Raw genomic sequence first — 20,206 nt, 5'->3', positions numbered from 1 at the left:
CTCAGCGGACGGGGTGCCCGGTCGCGCGGAGCTCGTCCTTGACCTGGCCGATCGTCAGGTCGCCGAAGTGGAAGACGCTGGCGGCGAGCACCGCGTCGGCGCCGGCGTCGACGGCGGGCGCGAAGTCGGCGAGCTTGCCGGCCCCGCCGGAGGCGATGACGGGCAGCGAGACGAGCTTGCGGACGGCCCGGAGCATCTCCAGGTCGTAGCCGTCCTTGGTGCCGTCGGCGTCCATCGAGTTCAGCAGGATCTCGCCGGCGCCGAGTTCGGCGGCCCGCACCGCCCACTCGACGGCGTCCAGGCCGGTGCCCTGCCGCCCGCCGTGGGTGGTGACCTCGAAGCCGGAGGCGGTCTCGGTGCCCTCGGGGCAGCGCCGGGCGTCCACCGACAGGACCAGCACCTGGCGGCCGAAGCGCTGCGCGATCTCGCGGATCAGCTCGGGGCGGGCGATCGCCGCGGTGTTGACGCCGACCTTGTCCGCGCCGGCCCGCAGCAGCTTGTCGACGTCCTCGACGGCGCGCACGCCGCCGCCGACGGTCAGCGGGATGAACACCTGCTCGGCGGTGCGGCGGACCACGTCGTAGGTGGTCTCCCGGGAGCCGGACGAGGCGGTGATGTCGAGGAAGGTCAACTCGTCGGCGCCCTGGGTGTCGTACAGCTTGGCGAGTTCGACCGGGTCGCCGGCGTCGCGCAGGTTCTGGAAGTTGACGCCCTTCACGACGCGTCCGGCGTCCACGTCCAGACAGGGGATGACGCGTACTGCGAGTGTCACGGCTGCTTGCCTTCCAGAGTGCGGGCCAGGCCGGGCCGGTGGGCCTCCACCTCGACCTCGACCATCATGCGGGAGTCGGTCAGGCCCTCGACCACCACCATGGTGGTGACCGGCCGGACCGTGTCGAAGATTTCCTTGTGGGCGCGGCCGACCGCCTCGCAGTCCCGGACGTGGGTCAGGTACATCCGGGTGCGGACCACGTCGGCGACGGTGAGTCCGTAGGGGTCGAGCGCGTCCAGCGCCACCTTGAACGCGGCGATCGTCTGCTCGTACGGGTCGCCCTCGGACAGCACGGCCCCGTCCTCGAAGGCGGTGCAGCCCGCGACCAGGACGAAATCCCCGGCCGCCACCGCCCGAGAGCTTCCGTAGGCGTCCTCGAAGGGGGACTCAGCGGAACGGCGGGCGACGGCGGCCGGGGTTTCGTCGGTCATCGGGACACAGCCTCCAGGGCCTCTTCGAGGGTGAACTTCTGCTCGTAGAGGGCCTTGCCGACGATCGAGCCCTCGACGCCCTCCGGCACCAGGGTGGCGATCGCGCGCAGGTCGTCCAGCGACGACACGCCGCCGGAGGCGACCACGGGGCGGTCGGTGGCGGCGCAGACGTCGCGCAGCAGCTGCAGGTTGGGGCCGGTCAGGGTGCCGTCGCGGTTGACGTCGGTGACCACGTAGCGGGCGCAGCCCTCGGAGTCCAGGCGGGCCAGCACGTCGAACAGCTGGCCGCCGTCGCGGGTCCAGCCGCGGCCGCGCAGGGTGGTGCCGACCACGTCCAGGCCGACGGCGATCTTGTCACCGTGCTGGGCGATCACCTTGGCGACCCACTCGGGGCTCTCCAGCGCGGCGGTGCCGAGGTTGACCCGGGTGCAGCCGGTGGCGAGCGCGGCGGCCAGCGACTCGTCGTCGCGGATGCCGCCGGACAGCTCGACCTTGATGTCGAGTCGGCCGGTGACCTCGCGGAGCAGGTCGCGGTTGCTGCCGGTGCCGAACGCGGCGTCCAAGTCGACCAGGTGCAGCCACTCGGCGCCGGCGTTCTGCCAGGCCAGGGCGGCGGCCAGCGGCTCGCCGAAGGAGGTCTCGGTGCCGGAGGCGCCCTTGACCAGGCGAACGGCCTGGCCGTCCCGGACGTCGACGGCGGGCAGCAGTTCGAGGCGGTTGGTCATGGTCAGCGGTTCTCTCAAGTCCTCAGAGGGTGTCGACCCAGTTGGTCAGCAGGGCGGCGCCGGCATCGCCGGACTTCTCGGGGTGGAACTGGGTGGCCCACAGCGGGCCGTTCTCCACCGCGGCGACGAAGGGCTGCCCGTGGGTGGTCCAGGCCACCTTCGGGGCGCGGATCTTCTCGGAGTGGGTCTCCAGCGCCCAGTGCCGCACACCGTAGGAGTGCACGAAGTAGAACCGGGTGTCGGCGTCCATCCCGGCGAACATCCGGGTGTCCTCGGGGGCGTCCACGGTGTTCCAGCCCATGTGCGGGACGACCGGCGCGTCCAGCGGCTCGACCACGCCGGGCCACTCGTCGCAGCCCGCGGTCTCCACGCCGTGCTCGACGCCCTTCTCGAACAGGATCTGCATGCCGACGCAGATCCCCAGCACCGGGCGGCCGCCGGCCAGCCGGCGGCCGATGATCTGCTCGCCGCGCACCGCCTTCAGGCCGCGCATGCACGCCTCGAAGGCGCCGACGCCGGGCACCAGCAGCCCGTCCGCGTCCATCGCCTGCTGGAAGTTCGAGGTGACGGTGACGTCGGCGCCGGTCCGCTCGACGGCGCGCTGGGCGGAGCGCAGATTGCCGGAGCCGTAGTCCAGCACCACCACGTTCTTGCTCATGTCGCAAAGCTCCTAGTAGCGCAGGATGCCGGCGGCCAGGCACATGACCGAGGCGAAGCCGAGGACGAGGATCACGCTCTTCGGCTTCGCCTGCTTCCAGAACGAATAGACGCCGGCGGCGAAGAAGAGGCCGAGGAAGATCAGGACCGATGCCATCAGAGGGCGCCCTTCGTGGACGGGAGGATGCCTTCGGCCCGCGGGTCCCGCTCGGAGGCGTAGCGCAGCGCCCGGGCGAGCGCCTTGAACTGGCACTCGACGATGTGGTGCGCGTTGCGGCCGTACGGCACGTGGACGTGCAGGGCGATCTGCGCCTGCGCCACGAAGGACTCCAGGATGTGCCGGGTCATCGTGGTGTCGTACGAGCCGATCATCGGGGCGATGCCCTCGGGCTCGCTGTGCACCAGGTACGGGCGGCCCGACAGGTCGACCGTGACCTGCGCCAGCGACTCGTCCAGCGGGACGGTGCAGTTGCCGAACCGGTAGATGCCGACCTTGTCGCCGAGCGCCTGCTTGAAGGCGGCGCCGAGGGCGAGCGCGGTGTCCTCGATGGTGTGGTGGGTGTCGATGTGCAGGTCGCCGTCGGTCTTCACGGTGAGGTCGAAGAGACCGTGGCGGCCCAACTGGTCGAGCATGTGGTCGTAGAACCCGACGCCCGTGGAGACGTCCGTCCTGCCGGTTCCGTCGAGGTCGATCTCGACCAGGACGGAGGTCTCCTTGGTGGTGCGTTCGACGCGGCCGATACGGGACATTGCGGGTTTACAGCTCCTTGATTGCAGCGGAGACGGCGCTCAGGAAGGCGTCGTTCTCGGCGGGGGTACCGGCGGTGACGCGCAGTCGTCCGGGCACGCCGTTGTCGCGGATCAGCACGCCCCGGTCGAGGATCGCCTGCCACACCGCGCGGGTGTCGGCGAAGCGGCCGAACTGGATGAAGTTGGCGTCCGATTCGGTCACTTCGAGGCCCAGCTCGCGCAGCGCGACCACCAGCCGGTCGCGTTCGGACTTCAGCTGCGCGACGTAGCCGAGCAGCGTGTCGGTGTGCTCCAGGCAGGCCAGCGCCGTCGCCTGGGTGACCGCCGACAGGTGGTACGGCAGCCGGACCAGCTGCACCGCGTCGACCACGGCCGGGTCGGCCGCCAGGTAGCCGAGCCGCAGCCCGGCCGCACCGAACGCCTTCGACATGGTGCGCGAGACCACCAGGTTCGGGCGGCCGTCGAGCAGCGGGAGCAGCGAGGCGCGGTGCGAGAACTCGACGTACGCCTCGTCCACCACCACCATGCTGGGCTTCGCGGCCTGTGCGGCCTCGTACAGCGCGAGCACCGTGTCGGCCTCGACGGCGGTGCCGGTCGGGTTGTTCGGCGAGCAGATGAACACCACGTCCGGGCGCAGCTCGGCGATCGCCGCGCGGGCCGCGTCCACGTCGATGGTGAAGTCCTCGTTGCGCGGGCCGGACACCCAGGCGGTGCCGGTGCCGCGGGCGATCAGCGCGTGCATCGAGTACGAGGGCTCGAAGCCGATCGCGGTGCGGCCGGGCCCGCCGAAGGTCTGCAGCAGCTGCTGGAGCACCTCGTTGGAGCCGTTGGCGGCCCACACCTGGTCCTTCGTCACGGCGTGGCCGGTGGTGTCGGTCAGGTACGCCGCCAGGCCGGTGCGCAGCTCCACCGCGTCCCGGTCCGGGTAGCGGTTGAGCTGCCGGGCGGCGTCGGCGACCCGCTCGGCGATCCGGGCCACCAGGGGCTCGGGGAGCGGGTACGGGTTCTCGTTGGTGTTCAGCTGGACGGGCACGTCCAACTGCGGTGCGCCGTAAGGGGACTGGCCGCGCAGCTCGTCCCGGACGGGGAGGTCGTCGATCTTCGTCACGAGGCGGGAACCGTCCACTCGCTGTGCCAATTGAGTTCGTCTCCGACAAAACGTGCCTTCACAGCATCCCCGTGGCCGGGCAGGTCCTCGGCCTCGGACAGGTTGACCACGTGCGCGGCGATCCCGGCCAGCGCCTCGCGGTCGTACTCGACGACCTGGACGCCGCGCAGGAAGGTCTGCACGGACAGGCCCGAGGAGTGGCAGGCGCAGCCGCCGGTCGGCAGCACGTGGTTGGAGCCGGCCGCGTAGTCGCCCAGCGAGACCGGGGTGAAGCGGCCGAGGAAGATCGCGCCGGCGTTGCGCACCCGCTCGGAGACGGCGTGCGGGTCGGCGGTCTGGATCTCCAGGTGTTCGGCGGCGTACGCGTTGACCACGGCCAGGCCCTGGTCGAGGCCGTCGACCAGGATGATCCCGGACTGCGGGCCGCCCAGCGCCTCGGCCACCCGCTCGGAGTGCCGGGTGCGGGCGACCTGCGTCTTCAGCTCGGCCTCGACCGCGTCGGCCAGCTCCACCGAGGCGGTGACCAGCACCGAGCCGGAGGTCGGGCCGTGCTCGGCCTGGCTGATCAGGTCGGCGGCGACCTCGGCGGCGTCCGCGGTGTCGTCCGCGAGCACCATGATCTCGGTCGGGCCGGCCTCTGAGTCGATGCCGATCCGGCCGGCGAACAGCCGCTTGGCGGCGGCGACGTAGATGTTGCCCGGGCCGGTGACCAGGTTGACGGGCGCGCACTCCTCGGTGCCGAGCGCGAACATCGCCACCGCCTGGGCGCCGCCCACCGCGTACACCTCGTCCACGCCGAGCAGCGCGCACGCCGCCAGGATGGTCGGGTGCACCCGGCCGCCGAACGCCTTCTGCGGCGGCGAGGTGACGGCGATGCCGCGCACCCCGGCCTCCTGGGCGGGCACCACATTCATCACAACGGAGGACGGGTAGACCGCCAGACCGCCCGGCACGTACAGGCCGACCCGGTCCACCGGCACCCACCGCTGGGTGACGGTGCCGCCCGGCACCACCTGCGTGGTGTGGCCGGTGCGGCGCTGGTCGCCGTGGACGGCGCGGGCCCGGCGGATCGACTCCTCCAGCGCGGCGCGCACCTTCGGGTCGAGCTGCTCCAGGGCCTCGGCGATCTGCTCGGCCGGGACCCGGGTGGACGTCAGCCGCACGCCGTCGAAGCGTTCGGTGATCTCGATCAACGCCGCCACGCCACGATGGCGTACGTCCTCCGCGATCGGCCGCACCTTCTCAAGGGCGGCCTCCACGTCGAACTCGGCACGGGGCAGCACGTCGCGGGGGTCCTGGTCGGAGCCGCGGAGGTCGATTCGAGAGATCACAGGCCCAAGTGTAAGGAGTGGCGAAAACCGGCAGCCGGGCATTTCAGTCCGTGATACGAAGAGTGAGACACCACCAAGATCATCCATCGGGGGGACGGACGGATGGAACGGGCGCCGCGGGGCTGGACCGAGACCGAGCGCGGACTGTGGGCCGCCTTCCGCCGCGGCGAGGTGTACGACCTGCGCGCCGGGCGCGCCGCCGGCCCCGCCGACCTCGTCCTGCCCGCCCCCGCCGGCGAGGCCGTCCGCCCCGACGGCGAGAGCTCCGGACCGGACGACCCGTTCACCGCCGAGGAGTGGGGCCCGGAACGCACCGTCCGCGCCGAGGTGATCGCCCGGCTGCTGCTGCACGGACCCGAACCCGTCCCCGGCCGGGTCACCGCGCTCAAGCTCACCGGCGCCCGGATCACCGGCGACTTCACCCTGGCCGGCGGCGCCATCGGCGGCTACGTCGAGTTCCAGCTGTGCCGCTTCGACCGCAAGCTGCTGCTCTCCGAGGCCACCGCCGGCACCCTGCGGCTGGTCTCCTGCGCCCTCCCCCGGCTGGAGGCCTCCCGGCTCGCCACCGAGGGCGACGTGCACCTCGCCCGCTGCGGCATACCCGGCGGCATCCGGCTCACCGACGCCCGGATCGGCACCGACCTGCTGCTCAACCAGGCCGCCGTCGGCCCCGACGCGTACGGGCGGGCGATCTCCGCCGACGGCCTCACCATCAGCCAGGACTGCGAGGCCGAGCGCCTCGAACTGCACGGCGAGTTCAGCCTGCGCTCGGCCCGGATCGGCGGCCGGCTCTCGCTGCGCGGCGCCGCCCTGCGCTCCGCCCCCGCCAACCCGAACGCGCTCAACGCCCCGCGGATCACCATCGGCCACACCCTGTACCTGTCCGGCTCCGACGACACCACCTGGACCGGCTCGCGCACCGTCTACGGCTCCGGCTACGGCGAGTCCGGCGACCGCCTCGACCAGCGCGCCACCAGCCACACCCCGTTCCGCTCCTGGGGCCGGATCCGGCTCTCCGACGCCCGCTTCGACAACGCCTGCCTGATCACCTCCGCCGAGTTCCACCTCGGCCCGGGCCAGGAACTCTCCCTCAACCGGATCCAGACCCCGGAACTGCGCTTCACCTGCGCGACCCCGCCCACCGGCACCGTCAGCCTCAACCGCGCCCGGATCGGCAACCTGGTCGACTCCCCCGGTGCCTGGCCCACCGACCGCCACGTCTCGCTCACCGGCTTCAGCTACGAATCGCTCCGCCCGGTCGAACCGTTCCCGCTGGAGCGCCGCGTCGCCTGGATCGAGTCCGGCGCCGAATTCCGCCCCGAGGCGTACGAGCAGCTCGCGGCGGCCCTGCGCCGCGACGGCGCCGACGAGGACGCCCGCACCGTCCTGTTGGCCAAGCAGCGCCGCCGCCGGGCCACCCTGCCGCTGCCGGGCCGGCTCTGGGGCCACCTCCAGGACGCCGCGATCGGCTACGGCTACCGCCCCGGCCGGGCCGCCACCTGGCTGGTCCTCGCCTGGGCGCTCGGCACCCTGTACTTCCGGGAACACCCGCCGGCCCCGATCAAGCCCGACGAAACGGTGGTGTGGAACCCGGCCCTGTACGCGGCCGGCAAGGTCCTCCCGCTGATCGACCTCGGCCAGGCCGGCTGGAACCCCGACCACCCCGGCCAGTGGGTCGCCACCGCCCTGGTGCTGACCGGCTGGGTGCTCGCCACCACCGCCGTGGCCGGCGTCACCCGGCTCCTCCAGCGCGGCTGAGGCCCGTCCCGGCGGTAAGTCCGGAGCGGCGGCGGCCCGACGGGAACTACGCTGTCCGCCGTGACTGATCGGCTCCCGCTCTTCCCGCTCAACACGGTCCTCTATCCGGGCCTGGTACTGCCCCTGCACGTCTTCGAGGAGCGCTACCGCCGCCTGGTCGCCGACCTGCAGAAGCTGCCCGAGGACGAACCGCGCCGCTTCGGCGTGATCGCCATCAGGGACGGCCGGGAGACCGCACCGGTCCGCGAGTCCGACGACCCCGCAGGCCCGCTGGACGGCATCGGCGCCCCCGGCGACGACCCGCTGGACGCCCTCCACCCGGTCGGCTGCGTCGCCGACGTCGCCTCCGTCCGCGAGCAGCCCGAGGGCCGCTACGAACTCCTCGTCACCGGCACCACCCGGTTCCGGCTGCGCGCGATCGACGCCACCGGCCCCTACCTGGTCGGCGACGTCTCGGTGCTCCCCGAACAGCCCGGCGAGGGCTCCGGCGCACTCGCCGCCGGTGTCGAACGCGCCTTCCGCACCTACCAGAAGCGCCTGGCCGGCGCCCGCGAGGCCACCCTCAACGGCGAGCCCGAACTCCCCGACGACCCGCAGGTGCTCTCCTACCTGGTCGCCGCCGCGACCACCCTGCCGGTGGCCGTCAAGCAGGAGCTCCTCGCCTGCCCCGACACCGCGCAGCGCCTCACCCGCGAACTCGAACTGCTCCGCCAGGAGAGCGCGGTGATCGCCAAACTCCCGTCCCTGCCCGCCGCCGATCTCACCCGCCAGGCGTTCAGCCCGAACTGAGGACTCCCCGCCCCATGCCGAAGAAGAAAACCGCCGGCGGCACCCCCGCCACCGTCGCCCTCGACGCCGCCGACGTCCCGTTCACCGTCCACGAGTACACCCACGACCCCGCCGCGAGCTCCTACGGTGCCGAAGCCGCCGAAGTCCTCGGCGTCCCGGCGGCCCGCGTCTTCAAGACCCTCCTCGCCGAGACCGACGGCGCCCTCGCCGTCGCCGTCGTCCCCGTCTCCGGCCAACTCGACCTCAAGGCCCTCGCCACCGCGCTCGGCGCCAAACGCGCCACCATGGCCGACCCCGCCGCCGCCGAACGCTCCACCGGCTACGTCCTCGGCGGGATCTCCCCGCTCGGCCAACGCAAGAAGCTCCGCACCGTCATCGACACCTCGGCCCTCGACCACCTGACGGTCTACGTCTCCGCCGGCAAGCGCGGCATGGAGATCGAACTCGCCCCGGCGGACCTGGTGCGCCTGACGAACGCGGCCACTTGGGCAATCGGGAAAGCCTGAGAGGACGGGGAGGCTCGCACGAGGAAGGGGCTCAACCGCAAGATCGCGACGCGGGACGATGACCTGCACGTGATCGCGACCTTGCGGAGGTGACGTGCGCTTGTCGCGCGGTTCCCCTACTGCACCCAGTACGGCGGCCGGTCCGGCTCCCGCTTGCCGAACGTCGCCGACAGTGCGAGCAGCACAATCGTTGCCGTCATCGGCCACACCAGCAGCGCCCCGTGCGCGGTCAGCTCCAGCGGCCCGTCGAACGAGCCGCCGTTGCCGACCGACAGGGCGTGTGCGCGGAGGTCGGTGGTGGGGCCGAGGCGGGTGCCGAGCTGCCAGCCGATGATCGAGCCGAGCAGGCCGCCCGTGGTGAGGCCGACGGCGACGGCGATGCCGCCGCCGCGGGCGCGGGTCCACAGGAAGGCGCCGAGGGCGGTGAGCACGCCGAGGGCGAGGCCGAGGAGGGAGAAGACGCCGACGGCGGCGATCTGCTGTTCGCCTTCGGGGTCGCGGTAGAGGATCCGGTTGTCCTGGACCTCGAAGCCGATCCGGGGGGCGAGCCAGAGCCAGAGCAGGCCGAGGACGACGCCGAGGACCGCTCCGGCGACAGCGATGATCGCTCCGATCCGCAGTTCGGGGACGACCGGCGTCCGCTCGACGGGGGCGGGCGACTGCGGCAGGTGGGGCGGGGCGAACGGGTCCGCCCCGGGCGGCGTGTCACCCGCAGGTGTGTTCGGTACGGTCACGCCCCCATCGTTTCATGGCCGCCCCCGCAGCTGTCGATCTCCCGACGGTGCAAGGTCCGCGCGGAACCCGGCTCAGCGGGCGGCGCGCCGGTACGCCCAGGTGGCGAGCGTCAGCGAGGCGAGGCCGACGGCGGCGCAGACGCCGAGGTCGATCAGGACGCGGGCCCAGTCGGGCTGCGGGGCGAAGGTGAGGGCGAAGGCGTCGACGCCGTAGCTGGAGGGCAGCAGGTCGCGCAGCCACTGCACCGGGACGGGCAGCCGGGAGGCCGGCAGGACGCCCAGCAGCAGGGCCGCGGACATGCCCAACTGTCCGGCGAGGGTGGCGAGTTCCTGGCGCGGGGCGAGCAGCCCGAGCGCCGCGCCGAGCCCGGCGAGGGCGGCTCCGGCGAGCGGGATCACGGCGAGCAGGATCCACAGCCGGCCCATCGGCAGGTCGAACATCCAGCTGCCGGCGGCGGCGGTGAAGAAGACGCCGGGCACGGTGAAGGAGGCGTACGCGGCGGCGGTGCCGAGCACCACGGAGGCGGGCGGGACGGGCAGCGTCGCGTAGTGGTCGAGGCCGCCGGTGTGGCGGAGCCGGCCGAAGTACTGGGCGAGCAGGTTGAGCGCCACGAAGGCGACGACCAGGACGGCGGAGCCGGCCACCACGGCGTGCGCGGAGGGGTTGTCGCCGGGGTCGACGACGCCGCGCATCATCACCAGGATGCCGATGGACTGGAAGGTGGCGACGAACAGCAGCGGGATCCGGGAGACCTTGGCGCGGGCCAGCTGCGCGCGGTAGACGGCGGCCAGCGCGGGCAGCAGCCGGGCGGCGGGGGCCAGCGGCGCGGCCTGCGCGGTCTCGGTCGCGACGGGGGCGTCGAGCAGGGTCATCGGGCGAGTCCTCCGTGCCGGCCGCCGAGCCGGAGGTAGGCGTCCTCAAGGGTGGGGGTGGCGAGGGTGAAGTCGTCGAGGGCGGCGAAGGCGGGGCCGGTGGTGACGGCGGCGACCAGTTCGCGGGCCTCGTCGGGGGTGGTGCGGACGGTCCAGCGGCGGCCGGTGCGTTCGGCCCGTTCGGCGAGCGCGGCGACGGCGGGGACGCCGGTCGGGGCGTCGGTCCGCCACACCAGGTCGAGCCGGACGTGGCCGTCCACCAGGGCCTTCAGGCCGCCGGGGGTGTCGCAGGCGATGACCTTGCCGCCGTCGACGACGGCGACCCGGTCGAGCACGGTCTCGGCCTCGATGACGTTGTGGGTGACCAGCAGCACGGTGGTGCCGCGTTCGGCGCGGCGGCGGTCGACGGCGCTCCAGACGGCGCGGCGGGCGACCGGGTCCATGCCGGTGGTGGGCTCGTCCAGGACCAGCAGCGGGCGTTCGCCGACCAGGGTGGCGCCGAAGCAGGCGAGGCGGCGCTGGCCGCCGGAGAGTTTGGCGAGCGGGCGGTGGGCGAGCGGTTCGAGGCCGAGTTCGGTGATCACGTCGGCGGTCTCGGCGCGGGCGGCGGCCCGGGACAGGCCGCGCAGCCGGCCAGTGGTCTCGGCGGCGAGGGCGACGGTGAGCTCGTCGAGCGCGGTGGATTCCTGGCCGAGGTAGCCGAGCAGCCGGGCGGCCCGCTCGGGGTACCGGACGATGTCGTGGCCGAGCAGCTCGATGGTGCCGGCGTCGGGGCGGAGCAGGCCGGTGAGCTGGCGGACCAGGGTCGACTTGCCGGCGCCGTTGGGGCCGAGCAGCCCGAAGATCTCGCCGCGTCGGACGGCGAGATCGATGCCGTCGTTGGCCCGGACCTCGGTGCCGCCCGCCCGGTAGGTCTTGACCAGGCCGCTGACAGTGCAGCAGCCCTGAGGTGCCTTGCTCACGACGGAAGACTCTACGCGCCGCACCGGACCTTCCGGGCACGCGGGTCACGCCGTCAGCTGTCCTCCAGCGCCTCCGCCGGACGGCGGCGGTCGGGGACCCGGGCGGCCAGTTCCTTCCAGAAGCCCTCCCGGATGGCGTACCGGTCCTGCTCGTCGATCTGGTCCTCCTTGTGCGCGAGCAGGCCGAACCGGGCGGCGTAGCGCAGCAGTTCGCCGTCGAGACGGTGCGGGATGCGCGGGTGGTCGGTCCACAGCAGGGCGGGGCGGTCGGTGGGGGCGAGCCGGTCGAGCCAGCGGCGGGCGAACACCTGGCCGACCTCCTGCGGGTCGCCGCCGACGCTGGTGATGTCCTCCTCGCGGTCGGCCCAGCGCTGGGCGGCGGTGGTGAGCCGGTCCAGGGTGGGCAGCGCGTCGGCGGGGGCGTGGCTGTCGGCTCGCTCCAGCCAGCCGCGGTCGGAGGACCAGCGCAGCACCGGCCCGCCGAGCGTCGCAGCCGGCGTCGACACCGGAGCGGGGGCCCGGCCCGCCAGATCCTTGGGAGTCGGGATGACCCGTAACGGGGCGGGCGCGACGACGGCAGCAGGCGCGGCGGCGACCCGGGGCCGCGGCGGGGCGGGCAGCACCGCGACCGGCGCGACCGCGGTGACGGGTTCGGGTGCGGCCTCCCGGGAGCGGGCCCAGCGTTCGATCCAGGCACGGTCGAGGACCCGGCGCTCGTCCGCCTCGCCGACCAGTTCCTCGGACTGGTTGAAGTCGCCGTCGGCGGCCTCCAGCGCCCACAGGTGGACGGCCACCCCGTGCTCCTTGGCGGACGCCACACCCGGCAGCAGGTCCCCGTCGCCGGTGACCAGCACCACGTCGGCGCAGGCGTGGTTGCCGGCGAGTTCGCTGAGTTCCGCGTGCATCGCGGCGTCCACGCCCTTCTGCACCCAGCGGCCCTCGGCCCTGGTCAGCGCGCCGAGCCGGACCGTCACCCGGGGCAGGACCCGCAGTCGCCGGTGCTCGGGCGCCGGTCTGCGGTCGATGGCGGCGTCGAACCAGTAGATCCGCAGCAGCGGCAGCCCGGTCTCCTCCTCGGCGCGTTCCCGCAGCGCGCCGATCAGCACCGGGTGGTCGACGGCGATCCGTGACCGGCCGGGTTCTCCGGCGAGCAGGCTGGCGGCGGCGCCCAGCAGGTAGCCCGCGTCGACCAGGACGACGCAGCGATCCATCTCCGGCACCTCCTCCTCGGCCCGGCGCCGCGGCGGTGGGGACGCCGCCCGGCAGTCCGGCCACCGTTGCGCACACCTCTACCCCTCGTTCGCCCCGCGAACCGCGCGAAGGGTTTCCGTCGCAACCCTGGATACTGGGACACCGTGCGGAAAAGTGCGGTGGCATTGTGCGGAGTGGCGGCGGTCGGTGCGATCGCCCTCGTCCTGGTGCCCGCGACCGTCCCGGAGACCTCCAGCGGCGACACCGCACTGGTCTCCGTCGTCGTCAACGGCGGCCGCCCGCTCGAACTCGGCCCGACCGAGACCCGGACCTTCCCCATCGAGGTGACGGCCACCGACCGCTCCGGCATCCGCACCGTCGACCCGATCGGCCTGTGGGGCCCGAACTACTCGACCCTCAAGGTCGGCCCGATGACCTGCGCCCCCCTCGACGCCACCGGCACCGTCAGCCGCTGCACCGGCGAAGCCACCGCCTCCGCCACCTCCCGCATCCTCTTCGACGACCAGGCCGGCACCTGGTTCGTCGACCTCCGCATCCGCGCCAACGACGGCGACCGCTACGTCTCCAAGTCCGCCGGCGGCTTCTCCCTCAAACGCACCGCCCGCTTCGACCGGGCCACCGCCCCCGCAACGGCTCCCACCGACCGGCCGGTCCACCTCACCGCCCGTCTCCAACGCGCCATGTGGGACACGCACGACTACATCCCCCAGCAGTCCACCACCGTCTACCTCCAGTTCCGCCCCACCGGCTCCCACACCTGGACCACCATGGCGACCGTGGAGACGGACGGCGAGGGCCGGGTGGCCATCGACATGCCGGCCCACACGTCGGGGACGTACCAGTGGTACACGGCCGGCGACAAGTGGACGGGCGGGGCGGTGTCGGACGAGCTGCCGGTGACGGTGCAGCCCGGGCAGTAGCGGCTACCCGGTGTCCGCCCGCCTCACCGTGGCGAGCCGGTCGCGCACGGCCACGGTGTCGGGGTGCCGCTCGCCGAGCACCCGCGTGCGCTGGTCGAGCACCGTCGCGTACAGCCGGGCCGCGCGCGCCGTCTCGCCGATCCGTGCGCAGCCGAAGGCGAGGTTGCTGCGGCTCATCAGCGTGACGGGGTGCTCCTCGCCCAGCAGCTGTTCGCGCTGCGCCAGCACGAGTTCGAGGAGCGGCAGCGCCCGACGGCCGTCGCCGGACATGACGTACCCGCAGGCCAGGCGGCTGCGGCTCATCAACGTGTGGAGGTGCAGCTCGCCCAGCACCTGCTCGCGCTGCGCCAGCACGAGTTCGAGGAGCGGCAGCGCCCGACACAGGTCGCCGGCGGACAGGTGCGCGTCGGCCAGGCCGGCGCGGCTCGTCAGCGCGTGGGGATGCAGCTCGCCGAGCACCTGCTCGCGCTGCGCCAGGACCATTTCACCGAGCGTCACCGCCCGCGCCGTGTCGCCCAACCTCAGGTACGCGTCGACGAGATCGCTGCGGCTGTCCAGCGTCTCGGCGTGCGAGTCGCCGAGCAGCCGCGCGCGCTGCGCCACCACCGCCTCGAAGAGCAGCGCGGCCCGCTTCGCCTCACCCGCCGCCAGGTAGGCGCCGCCGAGGTTGTTGCGCGCCATCAGGGTGTCGGGATGCAACTCGCCGAGCACCTGCTCGTGTTCCGCCACCACCTGCTCGAAGAGCGGCACCGCACGCCGCGGATCACCGGACGTCAGATAGCCGAAGGCGAGGTTGTGACGGCTCCGCAGGGTCTCGGCGTGCAGCTCGCCGAACACCTGCTCGCGCTGCGCCAGCGCCTGTTCGTAGAGCGGCAGCGCCCGCCGCAGATCACCGGCGGACGTCCGGGCCCGGGCGAGGTTGCCGCGTGCGGCCAGCGTGTCGGGATGCAGGTCGCCCCGGCCCTGCTCGCACTGCGCGAGGACCGCCTCGTAGAGTGCGACGGTTCGGGCGGTGTGTCCCTGGATGTCGAGACGCCGTGCCGCGCGGTAGTAGACCTCGGTGACGGCCTCGTCGTGGTGTCCGGCCGGTCGGGTCTCGGCCAGCGCGATCAGGTGCGGGATCAGCGGGTCCCGGTCGTCCGCCTCCGGGTCGAGCCCGTCCAGCGCCCGGACCAGCGCCCGCTCCGCCACGAGCCGGCCGGCCGCCGCCCCGTCGGCTCCGGTGCGCAGCACCTGCTGGACCAGCCGGTGGACGCTGACGGCATGTCGGGTGACGGTCGCCATGCTGTAGGCGGCGAGGTCGCCCAGCGCCTCGTGCACCGCGTCCGGGTCCTCGCCGTCCGTCTCCAGCAGCCCGACCGGCGTCCCGTCCGGCGCGAGCCACGCCAGGGTGTGCAGCAGCTCCACCGCGCGCGGGTTGCGAGCGGTGAGCGCGTCGAGGGTCTGCGTCCAGATCCGGGCCATGGTGCGTTCGGCGTCCAGGCCGTCAGCGGCCTTGTCCAGCTTGGTCGGCAGCCGCCGGTGGTAGGCCGCGACCGTGACGGTGGGGTTCTGCCGCAGGTAGGCCCCGGCCTGTTCCAGGGCCAGCGGGAGGTACCCGAGTTCGGCGGCCAGGGCGCGCACGTCCTGGAGTTCACGGGCTGTCGGTTCGTCGTCGCCGTACGCGGCGGCGCGGATCAGCTCGGCAGCCCGGTCCGGGTCGAGCGTGCCGAGCGCCAGCGTCCGCACGGTCCGGGGCCAGCCCACCGCGCGCCGGCTGGTGATCAGGTGCCGCCCGCCGCCGAGCGCCCCCAGGTACGGCGAAAGGTCCGCCACCGCCTCGACGTTGTCGAACACCAGCAGCCAGCCCGGGTGCCACTGGAGCCACGCCATCGCCCATGCGACGGGATCGGCGGCCGGCCCCGGGAGCAGCCGCCGCGTCAGCTCGGCCAGCGACTGTTCGATCCGGGTCGGTGAGTCCGCGTTGATCCACCACACCGTGGAGTGCGCGTGCCGGTACCGATGCGCGTACGCGAGCGCCAGCGTGGTCTTTCCCACGCCCCCGAGCCCGTGCACGGTGGCCGCCCGGGTGATCGCGGTGTCGCCGCCCTCGGCAAGGGCCTCCCTCAGCCGGGCGAGTTCCTCGTCCCGGCCGAGGCACAGCGGCGCGGGCGGCAGGTTGGTCAGACCCGGTGGGGCCTGCACGTCACGAGCCGCGTTGAGGATCTCGCCGGGCAGGCCGATCACGTCGCCGGTGATGGCCGTGCCGATGTACTGACCGGCGATCGCCCGCTCGCCGGAGGCTTCCGGACTCACCACGCGCCGGAGCGTCCGCCGCCGATGTTGATCGTCCCGATGCTGTACGCCGCGATCGACCGCTCCCCGGACGCGGTGATGTTGATCGCCCCACTGGGCATCAACCCGGCCAGCTCCGCCCGCAGTTCGGCGTCATCGCGCAGCGCCCGCTTCAACTGCTGGCGCAGCGCCGCCGCCGCGTCCGCATCGTCCGGGTCGGCGGCCGCATCGCCCACCGCCCCCTCCAACTCGGCGGCCTGCCCGGGCCGACGCCGCAGCACGGCCTGGAGGATCCGCCGCCCGAGGTTCGCCGTGGCGTCCGCCGCCGCGTCCTCGGCGCGCGTCAGCACGGCCGTCCCGTACGCGCCCACCGCCGAGGCCAGGTACGGCCCCGCCTGCTCGACCAGCTGCACGATCTCCGCGCTCATCCGAAACGCCCCCAAGTCACTTGTCCGGCACTCCCCATGCCGAAGCGTAACGAAAGGGCGCGGGAGGCTGCTCGCCTCCCGCGCCCGAAGAACCGGACGAGCCGTCAGCCGCGCAGCTCCGCCGCGACCAGCTCCGCGATCTGCACCGTGTTGAGCGCGGCGCCCTTGCGCAGGTTGTCGTTGGAGAGGAACAGCGACAGGCCGTTGTCGACCGTCTCGTCCGCCCGGATCCGGCCCACGTAGCTCGGGTCCTGGCCGGCGGCCTGGAGCGGGGTGGGGATGTCGGTGAGGACGACGCCGGGGGCGGAGGCCAGCAGCTCGGTGGCGCGCGCAGCGGTGAGCGGGCGGGCGAAGCGGGCGTTGACCTGGAGGGAGTGGCCGGTGAAGACCGGGACTCGGACGCAGGTGCCGGAGACCTTCAGCTCGGGGATGCCGAGGATCTTGCGGCTCTCGTGGCGGAGCTTCTGCTCCTCGTCGGTCTCGTTGCTGCCGTCGTCGACCAGCGCGCCGGCGAACGGCAGCACGTTGAACGCGATCGGGCGCTTGTAGACGCCGGGCGCGGGGTACTCGACGGCCGCGCCGTCGTGGACCAGCGCGGTGGCGCCGTCGACGACCTTGCGGGCCTGCTCGTGCAGCTCGGAGACGCCGGCCAGGCCGGAGCCGGAGACCGCCTGGTAGGTGGAGACCACCAGCGCGACCAGCTCGGACTCGTCGTGCAGCGGGCGCAGGACGGGCATCGCGGCCATGGTGGTGCAGTTCGGGTTGGCGATGATGCCCTTGGGGCGCTCGGCGATCGCGTCGGGGTTGACCTCGGCGACGACCAGCGGGACCTCGGGGTCGCGGCGCCAGGCGGAGGAGTTGTCGATGACGACGGCTCCGGCCTCGGCGACCTTAGGGGCGAGGGCCTTGGAGGTGGCTCCGCCGGCGGAGAAGATCACGATGTCGAGGCCGCGGTAGTCGGCCGTGGCGGCGTCCTCGACGGTGACCTCGGTGTCCTTCCAGGGCAGGGTGCGCCCGGCCGAGCGGGCCGAGGCGAACAGCCGCAGCTGCTCGACCGGGAAGTTGCGCTCCGCCAGGATCTCGCGGACCACGCCGCCGACCTGACCGGTGGCTCCTACGATGCCGATCCTCATCCGTCTCCTCCTCCTACGGTGTGCAAAAGTCATCATGCCTTGTCAGAGGGGGTGCGCGCGGAGGCGTCCCAAGGCGTGAACGCCTGCCGTCCAGCTCGGCAATCCCTCCGGTCCGGCCCGCCGGGTACCGGAAATTCTCCCGGAAACCGTCAGCCGTGCGCGAGCAGCGGCAGCCGCACCGCGGGGCTGGGGATGCGTCCGGCGCGGTGCAGCAGCGCCTTCAGCGCGGTCGGGTTGGGTCCGGCGAACGCGGCCCGGGACACCTCGACCAGCTCCGCGCCGAGCTTGCGGGCCAGCGGCACGTCGCCGTCGGCCCAGGCCCGGTGCAGGGCGACGAAGCGGGCGGTCTCCAGGTGGGCGGAGGCCAGGATGCCGCCGTCGGCGCCGAGCGCGAGCAGCGGGGAGAGCAGCAGGTCGTCGCCGGCCAGCACGCCGCGCGGGCCGGCGGCCAGCAGGGCGACAGCCTGTTCGTCGACCGCGCCGGGGGCGTACTTGAGGCCCGCGACCTGCGGCAGCGCCAGCAGGTCCAGCAGGGTGGCGGCGCCCAGCGGCTGCCCGGTGCGGTACGGGATGTGGTAGATCACCAGCGGCAGGGGGCTGGTGGCGGCCAGGGCCCGGAAGTGGGCGAGCACCCCGGCCTCGCCGGGCCGGACGAACGCGGGGACGGCGACCAGCGCGGCGTCCGCCCGGCCGTCCAGCCGGCCGAGCGCCTCGGCGGTCCGCGCGGTGCCGCCGTGGCCGGCGCCGACGGTCAGGACGGCCCCGTACTCGCCGGTGACGCGGCGGCAGAGTTCGATCACCGCGTCCTGTTCGGCGTCGGTGAGGGAACCGGGTTCGCCGGTGGTGCCGAGCGCGACCAGTCCGGCGGCTCCGGCGTCCAGGCTGTCGCGGGCCAGCTGCTCCAGGGCGTCGAGGGCGAGGTCGCCGTCGGCGGTGAAGGGAGTGACCAGCGGGACGTGAATGCCGTGGAGTTCCATGGCAGAAGCCTGCCGGGGGCCGACCGTGCGGGTCCAGTTCACATTTCCGATGGCTCTCGTAAGCTGGGCCGATGCTCGATGTGCGACGACTGCGGCTGCTGCGCGAACTGGCCCACCTGGGGACGATCGCGGCGGTGGCGGACGCCCTGGCGTTCAGTCCTTCGGCGGTGTCCCAGCAACTGTCGGTGCTGGAGCGGGAGGCGGGGGTGCCGCTGCTGGAGCGGACCGGGCGGCGGGTGGCGCTGACCCCGGCCGGGCGGAACCTGGTACGGCACACCGAGGCGGTGCTGGAGCTGCTGGAGCGGGCGGACGCCGAGCTGGCGCACGCCCGCAGCGGCCTGGCCGGCCCGCTGCGGATCGGCGCCTACCCGTCGGCGGTGCGCGCCCTGGTCCCGGCGGCGCTGGCCGAGCTGGCGTCCCGGCACCCGGAACTGGAGGCCATGGTGAGCGAGGTGGACCCGGCGGCGGTGGCGGCGGCGCTGCGGGCGGGCGAGCTGGACCTGGCGCTGGTGCACGAGTACGACCTGGTGCCGGGCGAGCCGGAGGAGGGCATCGCGCTGACCGGCCCGGTGTTCGCCGAGCCGCTGTACCTGGCGGCCCGCACCGCCGGCGCCCTCGCCGACCACCGGACCGGTGCCTGGATCACCGCCCCGCCCGGCACGCTCTGCCACGAGCTCACCCAACGCGCCTGCCAGGCCGCCGGGTTCAGCCCGCGGATCCGGCACCGGGTGGACGACTTCGCGTCCCAGCTGGCCCTGGTGGCGGTCGGCCAGGGGGTGGCACTGGTACCGCACCTGGGCACCGGGAACTGCCCGCCCGGCGTGGTACTGACCCGCCTGCCGATCTACCGCCGCACCCGCACCGCATTCCGCGCCGGCGCAGCCGCCCACCCGGCGGTCGCGGCGTTCGCAGCAGCCCTGCACGCAGCAGTACCGGCCGAACTCCGCGCATCCTGACGACCCGCCGACCGAACCCGCCCCGGCCAGGAACCCGAAAACCGCCTGACGGCCCGCCGACCGGACCCACCCCGGCCGGAAACCCGAAAACCGCCTGACGGCCCACCGACCGGACCCACCCCGACCGGAAACCCGAAACCCGCCTGCTGCCCGAGTCAGCCGAAGGCCCGAAACGGCCGGAAGCCCGAAGCCGCCGGGAATCCGGTACGACCGGAGGCCCTGAACCGCCGGAAGCCCGGAACCGCCGGAGGCCCGACACCACCGAAAGCCCGAACCGGCCCGAAGCCCAAAACCGCCGGAGGCCCAAAACGGCCGGAAGCCTGAACCGACCCGAAGCCCAAGACGACCCGAAGCCCGAACCGACCCGAAGCCCGAACCGACCCGAGCCCGAACCCGAAACCGCCGGAGGCTGGAATCGGTCGATAGCCTTCCGCCATGCATGAGTTGAACGAGCAGACGGAGCAGCCCGGCCGGTTCGGCGCCCAGGCGACGGTGGAGGTCGTGGCGGAGCGGATCGGGTCGGTGCACACCGTGTACGCGCCGGACCACAACGGCGACCCGGACCCGGGTGAGGTCGTCTGGACGTGGGTGCCGTTCGAGGAGAACGACGGCCGTGGCAAGGACCGCCCGGTGCTGGTGGTGGCCCGGGAGCGGTCCGGCGCGTTGCTGACGGTGATGCTGTCCAGCAAGGGCCACGACCGGAACCCGGACTGGGTGCCGCTCGGCGCCGGCCCGTGGGACCGCAGCGGCCGGGACTCCTGGGTGGCGCTGGACCGGGTGTTCCGGGTGCACCACGGCGGGATGCGGCGCGAGGCGTGTGCCCTGGACCGGGTGCGGTTCCAGTTGGTGGTCGACTCGTTGAGGCATCGTTACGGCTGGCACTGAGTAACGATTGTCCGATCGTCGTACA

At 73.5% G+C, this 20,206-nt stretch carries 22 protein-coding genes; 6 read left to right on the top strand and 16 right to left on the bottom strand.

The window, feature by feature from the left end; all coding sequences use genetic code 11:
- Nucleotide 1 precedes the first annotated feature (1 nt).
- The 8 genes from hisF to hisD are packed head-to-tail and all read right to left on the bottom strand — an operon-like array spanning nucleotide 2 to nucleotide 5,774.
- Complete coding sequence (gene hisF, locus ACIQF6_RS16550; RefSeq protein ID WP_400895108.1) at nucleotides 2-772, bottom strand: imidazole glycerol phosphate synthase subunit HisF; 771 nt, start codon at nucleotides 770-772, stop codon at nucleotides 2-4.
- Nucleotides 769-1,203 carry a RidA family protein gene (locus ACIQF6_RS16545; RefSeq protein WP_400895106.1) on the bottom strand — a complete coding sequence of 145 codons (435 nt, stop codon included), beginning with the start codon at nucleotides 1,201-1,203 and terminating at the stop codon, nucleotides 769-771. The genes hisF and ACIQF6_RS16545 overlap by 4 nt, the downstream gene beginning before the upstream one ends.
- Nucleotides 1,200-1,928 (bottom strand): bifunctional 1-(5-phosphoribosyl)-5-((5-phosphoribosylamino)methylideneamino)imidazole-4-carboxamide isomerase/phosphoribosylanthranilate isomerase PriA, encoded by a 729-nt coding sequence (gene priA, locus ACIQF6_RS16540; protein ID WP_400895354.1) that lies wholly within the window; start codon nucleotides 1,926-1,928, stop codon nucleotides 1,200-1,202. Before priA ends, ACIQF6_RS16545 begins: the two co-directional genes overlap by 4 nt.
- 22 nt (nucleotides 1,929-1,950) lie before the next feature.
- Nucleotides 1,951-2,586 (bottom strand): imidazole glycerol phosphate synthase subunit HisH, encoded by a 636-nt coding sequence (gene hisH / locus ACIQF6_RS16535; protein WP_400895103.1) that lies wholly within the window; start codon nucleotides 2,584-2,586, stop codon nucleotides 1,951-1,953.
- A gap of 12 nt (nucleotides 2,587-2,598) precedes the next feature.
- The gene (locus ACIQF6_RS16530) at nucleotides 2,599-2,742 is read right to left on the bottom strand and encodes a hypothetical protein (RefSeq protein ID WP_400895100.1); all 144 of its coding nucleotides are present in this window, start codon (nucleotides 2,740-2,742) and stop codon (nucleotides 2,599-2,601) included.
- Nucleotides 2,742-3,335, bottom strand: coding sequence for an imidazoleglycerol-phosphate dehydratase HisB (hisB, locus tag ACIQF6_RS16525; protein WP_073813681.1), 594 nt, complete (start codon nucleotides 3,333-3,335; stop codon nucleotides 2,742-2,744). The genes ACIQF6_RS16530 and hisB overlap by 1 nt, the downstream gene beginning before the upstream one ends.
- A gap of 7 nt (nucleotides 3,336-3,342) precedes the next feature.
- Nucleotides 3,343-4,443, bottom strand: a complete 1,101-nt coding sequence (locus ACIQF6_RS16520) for a histidinol-phosphate transaminase (RefSeq protein WP_400895095.1) — start codon at nucleotides 4,441-4,443, stop codon at nucleotides 3,343-3,345.
- On the bottom strand, nucleotides 4,440-5,774 hold the full coding sequence (gene hisD / locus ACIQF6_RS16515) for a histidinol dehydrogenase (protein ID WP_400895092.1): 1,335 nt from the start codon (nucleotides 5,772-5,774) through the stop codon (nucleotides 4,440-4,442). Before hisD ends, ACIQF6_RS16520 begins: the two co-directional genes overlap by 4 nt.
- A gap of 102 nt (nucleotides 5,775-5,876) precedes the next feature.
- Between hisD and ACIQF6_RS16510 the strand changes: the two genes are divergently transcribed.
- Genes ACIQF6_RS16510 through ybaK form a run of 3 tightly spaced genes read left to right on the top strand, consistent with a single transcriptional unit; the run spans nucleotide 5,877 to nucleotide 8,827 of the window.
- The gene (locus tag ACIQF6_RS16510) at nucleotides 5,877-7,532 is read left to right on the top strand and encodes an oxidoreductase (RefSeq protein WP_400895089.1); all 1,656 of its coding nucleotides are present in this window, start codon (nucleotides 5,877-5,879) and stop codon (nucleotides 7,530-7,532) included.
- Between the two features lie 60 nt (nucleotides 7,533-7,592).
- Nucleotides 7,593-8,321, top strand: coding sequence for an LON peptidase substrate-binding domain-containing protein (locus ACIQF6_RS16505; protein WP_400895086.1), 729 nt, complete (start codon nucleotides 7,593-7,595; stop codon nucleotides 8,319-8,321).
- A 14-nt stretch (nucleotides 8,322-8,335) separates the two neighbouring features.
- Entirely contained in the window at nucleotides 8,336-8,827 is a 492-nt protein-coding gene (ybaK, locus tag ACIQF6_RS16500; protein ID WP_400895083.1) for a Cys-tRNA(Pro) deacylase, read from the top strand.
- A 116-nt stretch (nucleotides 8,828-8,943) separates the two neighbouring features.
- Here ybaK and ACIQF6_RS16495 read toward each other — a convergent pair whose 3' ends face one another.
- From ACIQF6_RS16495 to ACIQF6_RS16480, 4 genes are all read right to left on the bottom strand, one after another.
- The gene (locus tag ACIQF6_RS16495) at nucleotides 8,944-9,561 is read right to left on the bottom strand and encodes a hypothetical protein (protein WP_400895080.1); all 618 of its coding nucleotides are present in this window, start codon (nucleotides 9,559-9,561) and stop codon (nucleotides 8,944-8,946) included.
- 72 nt (nucleotides 9,562-9,633) lie between these two features.
- Nucleotides 9,634-10,434 carry an ABC transporter permease gene (locus ACIQF6_RS16490; protein ID WP_400895077.1) on the bottom strand — a complete coding sequence of 267 codons (801 nt, stop codon included), beginning with the start codon at nucleotides 10,432-10,434 and terminating at the stop codon, nucleotides 9,634-9,636.
- Nucleotides 10,431-11,396 (bottom strand): ABC transporter ATP-binding protein, encoded by a 966-nt coding sequence (locus tag ACIQF6_RS16485; protein WP_400895075.1) that lies wholly within the window; start codon nucleotides 11,394-11,396, stop codon nucleotides 10,431-10,433. The genes ACIQF6_RS16490 and ACIQF6_RS16485 overlap by 4 nt, the downstream gene beginning before the upstream one ends.
- 53 nt (nucleotides 11,397-11,449) lie before the next feature.
- Nucleotides 11,450-12,607 (bottom strand): NYN domain-containing protein, encoded by a 1,158-nt coding sequence (locus ACIQF6_RS16480; protein WP_400895073.1) that lies wholly within the window; start codon nucleotides 12,605-12,607, stop codon nucleotides 11,450-11,452.
- Between the two features lie 159 nt (nucleotides 12,608-12,766).
- On the opposite strand from ACIQF6_RS16480, the gene ACIQF6_RS16475 reads away from it, so the two are divergent.
- A complete protein-coding gene (locus ACIQF6_RS16475; protein ID WP_400895070.1) occupies nucleotides 12,767-13,528 on the top strand; it encodes a hypothetical protein in 762 nt (253 codons plus the stop codon).
- Between the two features lie 3 nt (nucleotides 13,529-13,531).
- Here ACIQF6_RS16475 and fxsT read toward each other — a convergent pair whose 3' ends face one another.
- From fxsT to ACIQF6_RS16455, 4 genes are all read right to left on the bottom strand, one after another.
- Nucleotides 13,532-15,826 carry an FxSxx-COOH system tetratricopeptide repeat protein gene (fxsT, locus tag ACIQF6_RS16470; protein WP_400895067.1) on the bottom strand — a complete coding sequence of 765 codons (2,295 nt, stop codon included), beginning with the start codon at nucleotides 15,824-15,826 and terminating at the stop codon, nucleotides 13,532-13,534.
- Nucleotides 15,820-16,230: a hypothetical protein gene (locus tag ACIQF6_RS16465; protein WP_400895064.1), complete on the bottom strand. Its 411-nt coding sequence runs from the start codon at nucleotides 16,228-16,230 to the stop codon at nucleotides 15,820-15,822. Before ACIQF6_RS16465 ends, fxsT begins: the two co-directional genes overlap by 7 nt.
- A 104-nt stretch (nucleotides 16,231-16,334) precedes the next feature.
- Nucleotides 16,335-17,363 carry an aspartate-semialdehyde dehydrogenase gene (locus ACIQF6_RS16460; protein WP_400895061.1) on the bottom strand — a complete coding sequence of 343 codons (1,029 nt, stop codon included), beginning with the start codon at nucleotides 17,361-17,363 and terminating at the stop codon, nucleotides 16,335-16,337.
- Nucleotides 17,364-17,512: 149 nt separating this feature from the next.
- Nucleotides 17,513-18,340 (bottom strand): dihydrodipicolinate synthase family protein, encoded by an 828-nt coding sequence (locus tag ACIQF6_RS16455; RefSeq protein WP_400895058.1) that lies wholly within the window; start codon nucleotides 18,338-18,340, stop codon nucleotides 17,513-17,515.
- Nucleotides 18,341-18,411: 71 nt separating this feature from the next.
- On the opposite strand from ACIQF6_RS16455, the gene ACIQF6_RS16450 reads away from it, so the two are divergent.
- Both ACIQF6_RS16450 and ACIQF6_RS16445 read left to right on the top strand, forming a co-directional pair.
- Entirely contained in the window at nucleotides 18,412-19,296 is an 885-nt protein-coding gene (locus tag ACIQF6_RS16450) for a LysR family transcriptional regulator (RefSeq protein ID WP_400895056.1), read from the top strand.
- A gap of 435 nt (nucleotides 19,297-19,731) precedes the next feature.
- Nucleotides 19,732-20,181: a type II toxin-antitoxin system PemK/MazF family toxin gene (locus ACIQF6_RS16445; RefSeq protein ID WP_400895053.1), complete on the top strand. Its 450-nt coding sequence runs from the start codon at nucleotides 19,732-19,734 to the stop codon at nucleotides 20,179-20,181.
- Nucleotides 20,182-20,206 lie beyond the last annotated feature (25 nt).

Origin of the sequence: Kitasatospora sp. NPDC092948 (assembly GCF_044754805.1) — a bacterium.
Taxonomy (GTDB): domain Bacteria; phylum Actinomycetota; class Actinomycetes; order Streptomycetales; family Streptomycetaceae; genus Kitasatospora.
Note: the sequence above shows the minus strand (reverse complement) of the source record. Positions and strands in the feature narration are given on the sequence as shown.

What these genes read in the sequence shown, in the direction of transcription:
- ACIQF6_RS16545 (WP_400895106.1), bottom strand. Translation starts at nt 1,203, where the DNA reads ATGACCGACGAAACCCCGGCCGCCGTCGCCCGCCGTTCCGCTGAGTCC.
- priA (WP_400895354.1), bottom strand. Translation starts at nt 1,928, where the DNA reads ATGACCAACCGCCTCGAACTGCTGCCCGCCGTCGACGTCCGGGACGGC.
- hisH (WP_400895103.1), bottom strand. Translation starts at nt 2,586, where the DNA reads ATGAGCAAGAACGTGGTGGTGCTGGACTACGGCTCCGGCAATCTGCGC.
- ACIQF6_RS16530 (WP_400895100.1), bottom strand. Translation starts at nt 2,742, where the DNA reads ATGGCATCGGTCCTGATCTTCCTCGGCCTCTTCTTCGCCGCCGGCGTC.
- hisB (WP_073813681.1), bottom strand. Translation starts at nt 3,335, where the DNA reads ATGTCCCGTATCGGCCGCGTCGAACGCACCACCAAGGAGACCTCCGTC.
- ACIQF6_RS16510 (WP_400895089.1), top strand. Translation starts at nt 5,877, where the DNA reads ATGGAACGGGCGCCGCGGGGCTGGACCGAGACCGAGCGCGGACTGTGG.
- ybaK (WP_400895083.1), top strand. Translation starts at nt 8,336, where the DNA reads ATGCCGAAGAAGAAAACCGCCGGCGGCACCCCCGCCACCGTCGCCCTC.
- ACIQF6_RS16490 (WP_400895077.1), bottom strand. Translation starts at nt 10,434, where the DNA reads ATGACCCTGCTCGACGCCCCCGTCGCGACCGAGACCGCGCAGGCCGCG.
- ACIQF6_RS16480 (WP_400895073.1), bottom strand. Translation starts at nt 12,607, where the DNA reads ATGGATCGCTGCGTCGTCCTGGTCGACGCGGGCTACCTGCTGGGCGCC.
- ACIQF6_RS16465 (WP_400895064.1), bottom strand. Translation starts at nt 16,230, where the DNA reads ATGAGCGCGGAGATCGTGCAGCTGGTCGAGCAGGCGGGGCCGTACCTG.
- ACIQF6_RS16460 (WP_400895061.1), bottom strand. Translation starts at nt 17,363, where the DNA reads ATGAGGATCGGCATCGTAGGAGCCACCGGTCAGGTCGGCGGCGTGGTC.
- ACIQF6_RS16455 (WP_400895058.1), bottom strand. Translation starts at nt 18,340, where the DNA reads ATGGAACTCCACGGCATTCACGTCCCGCTGGTCACTCCCTTCACCGCC.
- ACIQF6_RS16450 (WP_400895056.1), top strand. Translation starts at nt 18,412, where the DNA reads ATGCTCGATGTGCGACGACTGCGGCTGCTGCGCGAACTGGCCCACCTG.
- ACIQF6_RS16445 (WP_400895053.1), top strand. Translation starts at nt 19,732, where the DNA reads ATGCATGAGTTGAACGAGCAGACGGAGCAGCCCGGCCGGTTCGGCGCC.